Source organism: Stenotrophomonas sp. 05L44_2 (genome assembly GCF_056665995.1).
The window spans coordinates 1-5,488 of the sequence record NZ_JBFTNR010000223.1; the positions used below are offsets into that span (position 1 = coordinate 1).

6 protein-coding genes are annotated in these 5,488 nt (G+C 66.7%); 5 read left to right on the forward strand and 1 reads right to left on the reverse strand.

Features of this window, described 5'->3' with window-relative positions; genetic code table 11:
- Nucleotides 1-124, forward strand: a 124-nt coding sequence (locus AC1VAN_RS09630; RefSeq protein ID WP_480985709.1) for a cold-shock protein, incomplete at its 5' end; no start/stop codon positions are given.
- 78 nt (nt 125-202) lie between these two features.
- Here the strand turns inward: AC1VAN_RS09630 and AC1VAN_RS09635 are convergent.
- Complete coding sequence (locus tag AC1VAN_RS09635) at nt 203-622, reverse strand: hypothetical protein (protein ID WP_025875106.1); 420 nt, start codon at nt 620-622, stop codon at nt 203-205.
- A gap of 91 nt (nt 623-713) precedes the next feature.
- On the opposite strand from AC1VAN_RS09635, the gene AC1VAN_RS09640 reads away from it, so the two are divergent.
- From AC1VAN_RS09640 to AC1VAN_RS09655, 4 genes are all read left to right on the forward strand, one after another.
- Complete coding sequence (locus AC1VAN_RS09640) at nt 714-1,403, forward strand: glutathione S-transferase (protein WP_025875105.1); 690 nt, start codon at nt 714-716, stop codon at nt 1,401-1,403.
- Between the two features lie 31 nt (nt 1,404-1,434).
- On the forward strand, nt 1,435-3,000 hold the full coding sequence (locus tag AC1VAN_RS09645) for a protein adenylyltransferase SelO (RefSeq protein WP_313115387.1): 1,566 nt from the start codon (nt 1,435-1,437) through the stop codon (nt 2,998-3,000).
- A gap of 649 nt (nt 3,001-3,649) precedes the next feature.
- Complete coding sequence (locus AC1VAN_RS09650) at nt 3,650-5,161, forward strand: right-handed parallel beta-helix repeat-containing protein (protein ID WP_480985707.1); 1,512 nt, start codon at nt 3,650-3,652, stop codon at nt 5,159-5,161.
- Nucleotides 5,162-5,183: 22 nt separating this feature from the next.
- A partial coding sequence (locus AC1VAN_RS09655; protein ID WP_480985708.1) for a carbohydrate porin occupies nt 5,184-5,488 on the forward strand: 305 nt, incomplete at its 3' end.

The window sequence follows — 5,488 nt, forward strand, 5'->3', positions numbered from 1 at the left end:
GTTCGTGCATTTCCGCGCGATCCAGGGCACCGGCTTCAAGACCCTGCAGGAAGGCCAGAAGGTTACCTTCGTCGCCGTCCAGGGCCAGAAGGGTATGCAGGCTGACCAGGTGCAGGCGGTCTAATCCGTCTGCTACCGTTTGGTAGCCAGAACGCCGGGAGCGAAAGCTCCCGGCGTTTTTCGTTTGCGTCGCACGACGGGTTCAACCCGCAGCCAGCGCCCGCTCCAGCAGCTGGGTTATTTCCTGGTACTCGGCGCGTTCGGCTGCCGGAATGCGCGACAGGATCTCGCGCAGGACATCAACCACCTCAGGACCCACCGGCACTTCCATCCATTGCAGGTGGTAGGCCGCCAGTATCCGGCTGTCGTCATCGCTGGAATGGAGCTGACTGAACAGCAGCGGCAAGGCTTCGGGCCTCATGCATTCACCCAGCGCGTCGGTGCAGCGTTGCTGCCAGAACGCGGGTTGCGCTGCGATCATCTTCTGCAGGCGCTGCCAATCGTGCGCTTCGAATCTGCGCAGGACGCCCTTGGCAACGTGCTCGCAGATGTACTGCGTCCAGTTGTGGTCCTCGGATTGCCCGAGGTAACCAAGCAGTGCATCGAACGGCGGGGTGTCCATGCTGGCAGGCCTTCCTCGGCCGGGCAGGGTAGCAGACACCTGCATGCACCAGGCCGCGCTACCATCGGGCACCTTTCTGCGGAAGCCGCCCATGCGCATCGTCCATCATCTGGAAAATTCCCGTTCGCTTCGCGTGCTGTGGATGCTGGAAGAGCTGGGGCTGGACTACGAACTGCGCCGCTACCCGCGCGACCCGAAGACCCTGCTGGCGCCGCCGGAACTGCGCCAGGTGCATCCGCTGGGCAAGGCGCCGGTGCTGCAGGATGGCGACCTCATCCTGGCCGAATCCGGCGCCATCCTCGACTACCTGGTTGACCGCTACGACGTGCATCGCCAGCTGTCGCCGTCGCCGGTACCGGCCGAAGGCAAAGAGCGCATCGATTACCGCTACTGGCTGCACTATGCCGAAGGTTCGGCCATGCCGCCGATGCTGCTGACCCTGGTGATCAGCCGCATCCGCAGCGCGCCGATGCCATTCTTCGCGCGGCCGATCGCCCGCAGCATCGCCGACAAGGCCGAGCGCGGTTTCATCGGCCCGCAGCGACGCCTGCATCTGGACTGGATGGAACGGCGCCTGGCCGAAAGCCCGTGGTTTGCAGGCGAACGCTTCACCGCTGCGGACATCCAGATGAGCTTCCCGATCCAGGCGGCGGCCGCACGCGGCGGCGGGCTGGACGACAAGCCGGCGTTGCGTGGCTTCCTCAAGCGCATCGGTGAGCGTCCGGCCTACCGGCGCGCCGAGGCGCACGGCGGGGCATTGCAGGCCTTGCGCGGCGATTGAGGATGGCCGTCGCCGCCCCCATGCTTTGCCCATGGATACCACTGCCCCCCAGTTCGACAACCGCCTGCTGAATCTGCTGCCGGGCGATCCCGAGTCCGGTCCGCGCCGGCGCGAAGTGCTGGGTGCGGCCTGGTCGTCGGTAATGCCGACGCCTGTCGCAGCGCCGGTGCTGCTGGCGTGGTCGCCGGAGGTTGCCGGGATGCTGGGGTTCGATCCTGCGCAGGTCGATGACGAAGGCTTCGCCGAGGTGTTCGGCGGCAACGCGTTGTACGCGGGCATGCAGCCGTGGGCGGCCAACTATGGGGGCCATCAGTTCGGCCATTGGGCCGGTCAGCTCGGTGATGGCCGCGCCATCTCGCTGGGCGAGGTGATCGCCCCCGATGGCCGGCACTGGGAGCTTCAGCTGAAGGGTGCCGGGCCGACGCCGTATTCGCGCGGCGCCGACGGCCGTGCGGTGCTGCGCTCGTCGATCCGTGAATTCCTGTGCAGCGAGGGCATGCATCACCTGGGTGTGCCGACCACGCGCGCCCTGTCGCTGGTCGGCACCGGCGAAGACGTGGTGCGCGACATGTTCTACGACGGTCATCCGCGTGCGGAGCCCGGCGCGATCGTCTGCCGGGTATCGCCCTCGTTCCTGCGCTTTGGTTCGTTTGAACTGCCTGCTTCACGTGGCGAGACCGCACTGCTGAAGCAACTGGTCGAGGCGTGCATCGCCCGCGATTTCCCGGAACTGACGGGGCAGGGCGAAGCGCTGTATGGCGACTGGTTCGCACAGATCGCCGTGCGCACCGCAGAGATGATCGCGCACTGGATGCGCGTGGGCTTCGTGCATGGGGTGATGAACACCGACAACCTTTCCGTGCTCGGCGTGACGCTGGACTATGGCCCCTATGGCTGGGTCGAAGACTTCGACCCGGACTGGACCCCGAACACCACCGATGCGCAGGGACGCCGCTATCGTTTCGGCACCCAGCCGCAGGTGGCGTACTGGAATCTCAACCGGCTTGCGCAGGCGCTGTCGCCGTTGTTCGCCGACGTGCAGCCGCTGCAGGCAGGGCTGGCCGCTTACCAGGCGACCTTTGTCGCCTGCACCCGCCGCGATGTTGCGGCCAAGCTGGGGCTGGCCGCGGCCGACGATGCCGATCTGCAGCTTTACCAGCGCTGGCAGCAGCTGATGCAGGACGGCGGCATGGACATGACCCTGGCATGGCGTGCGTTGATGCGCATCGATGCCAACGCACCCGATGCAAGCGTATTGGCCGAAGTCTTCTAYGACGCCGAGCGCCAGCACGCGGTGCAGGAACCTCTGCAGCAGTGGTTGCAGGAGTACGCGGCGCGGCTGTGTGCCGATTCGCTGCCGGCAGCCGAGCGTGTCGCGAAGATGGGCGCGGCCAATCCACTGTATGTGCTGCGCAACTGGCTGGCACAGGAAGCGATCGACCGCGCCGAGCAGGGCGACCTGGGCGGTGTGCATGCGCTGCAGGACGTACTGCGTGATCCGTACACCGAACGCCCGGGGCTGGAGCATTACGCCGGCAAGCGGCCGGCGTGGGCTGACGACCGCGCAGGCTGTTCGATGCTGTCCTGCAGTTCGTAGGGTTTTCTTTTGCAGGGCTGCGCCCTGCACCCGCCGAGGCCGGAGCAACAGCCACAGCGGGGATCCTGTGGGATGGCCGGGCACTGTGGGTTTGCGGGGACACCGTAAACCCCTGGTGGCCAGTAGAGCCACGCCATGCGCGGATGCTTTTGATTTCAATTCGAAATATTCGATTTCAACCAGATGTGATCCACGCGAAGCGTGGATGGACCAGCCGTCATCCGGAAATTGTCGAGGGGTGGAGCGGTGTGGGTGGGCAGGACCGCAGGCGCCATGGATGGCGCCTACGAGCCCCCAAGGATGGGTTGACGGCGTGTCCTGCCCACCCGCACCGCCCCGCCCAGCCAGCAGAAAACCAGAGCCTCCCTTGACCTCGACGTTGCTCTGGCTCCAGGCAGGTGCAGGGCTGCAAGCCCTGCAAACACCTCGCCTACAACGATGGTAGTACCCATTCAGTGCGATATTCGCACACGCAGTCGATTACCGCACTTGAATGGTGCGGTGCGATAAACCTACTTTCATTTCCGCAGTTTCATAGCAGTCCAAGCGATCCACCCCTGGCGGGGCGAGGGCAGCAGCYGGTCCGGTGCTGATGCCAGGTGCAGGGGGAAGGCCGCCGGATTTTCCTTCCTCTGCGCGGAGTGATCGCATGCGCCGTCGTCTGTCCATTGTTTCCCTGTCCCTGCTTGCCGTGCTGCCGTCGCTGGCGCTGGCCTACCAGGCCGAACCGCCGCGCGAAGCACTGCAGGTGCTGCGCGTGGACCGCTACGCCGACGACGCCAACGCCGGCTCGCTGCGCTGGGCGATCACCACTGCCAATGCGGCGCCGGGTCGCTACCGCATCGAGATCGCGGCCGTTGGCGCTGCGCCTTACGTCATCACGCCGGCCACGCCGCTGCCGGAGATCAAGGGACCGGTGCAGATCATCGGCACGTCCTGGGAACGCGATGGCCAGTACGTCGCCATCGATGGCTCGGCCTACGTGACCGGCACCGGTACCGATGCCTGCCCAGGCGCCGAGCCGGGCCAGTCCGGCACCAACGTGCGCACCACCACGCTGCCGGGCCTGGTCCTGCGCGATACCCAGGGCGTGGAGCTGGCCGGCCTGGAGATCCGCAATTTCTGCATCGGCGTGCTGGTCAACCGCTCCAGCCACAACGAGATCCATGACAACCGCATCGTCGCCAACAAGGGCGGTGCCGGCATCATGCTCACCGGTGATGACGGCAAGGGCCAGTCCACCGCCGCCACCACCGTGCACAACCGCATCGTGCGCAACGTATTCCTCGATAACGGCGACGGCCTGGAGTTGACCCGCGGCGCGGCCTGGAACCTGGTGGCCGACAACCTGTTCCAATCCACCAGGGCCAACCCGGAACCCTCGCAGGGCATCGAGATCCTGTGGGGCAACGACAACAGCGTGGTCCACAACCRCTTCGTCGATTACTCCGATGGCCTGCAGATCAACTGGGGCAACCGCAACTACATCGCGGCAAACACCTTCACCGGCAATTCGCTGGGCCTGAGCATCACCGGCAGCGGCAACGTGGTCGACAGCAACACCATCACCGGCAATGGCATGGGCATCGGCGTGCGCCCGCAGCCGGTCAGCGCGCCGAACCGCTTCACCGGCAACCGCATCTACGGCAACGGCCTGCTGATCGAGCGCTGCGAAGCCGGCGGCGCCTGCGTCAAGGGCCAGCCGCGTGGCGCCATCGTGTTCGGTGTGCCGGGCCTGGAGCACGCCAGCTTCGTCGGCTCCCGTGGCCGTGGCGTGGACAACGATGCGTCCAAGCGTGCGCGCATCTGCACCGCTGCCGGCCAGGCTGGCTGCCAGCCACTGCCGAACCTCGGCCAGGCCGCACCGCAGCTGACCGCAGTGCAGGGCAAGGGTGCGCAGCGCCTGCTGACCGGTCGTTTCCAGGGCGTGCCTGATACCCGCTACCAGGTGGAAGTGTTCGGCAACCGCGCCGCCACCGGCAGCGAGGCCGAGTGGGTGCTGGGCAGTGTGGAAGCACGTACCGACGCGCAGGGGCAGGGCAGCTTCACCTTCCCGCTCGGTGCAGGGACCGACGCTGCCGCTGCCGGCAGCCTGACCGCCACGGTTACCTCGGCGCAGGGCGCCACCTCCCCGCTGAGTGCGCCGCTGTCGCTGCGCTGATCACCTCCACGAGACCGCGATCATGAATCCTGCGAAACCTGTTTCCCTGGGCCTGCTGGCCGCCCTGCTGCTGCCAGCCGTGGCCAGCGCGCAGTCCAGCAACCGCTACGAAGGCAAGACGCTTACCGGCGACTGGGGCGGTAGCCGCACCGATCTGTTCGAGCGCGGCGTTGCCTTCCGCGGCGACTACGTGGGCGAGGCCATGGGCGTGGTCGATGGTGGCTACGGCGAAACCGGCGCGCGCTATGCGCAGCAGGTGCGGGTGGGCGTGGACCTGGACATGGGCACGCTGGCCGGCTGGGACGGCGGTGCGTTCCACTTCACCCT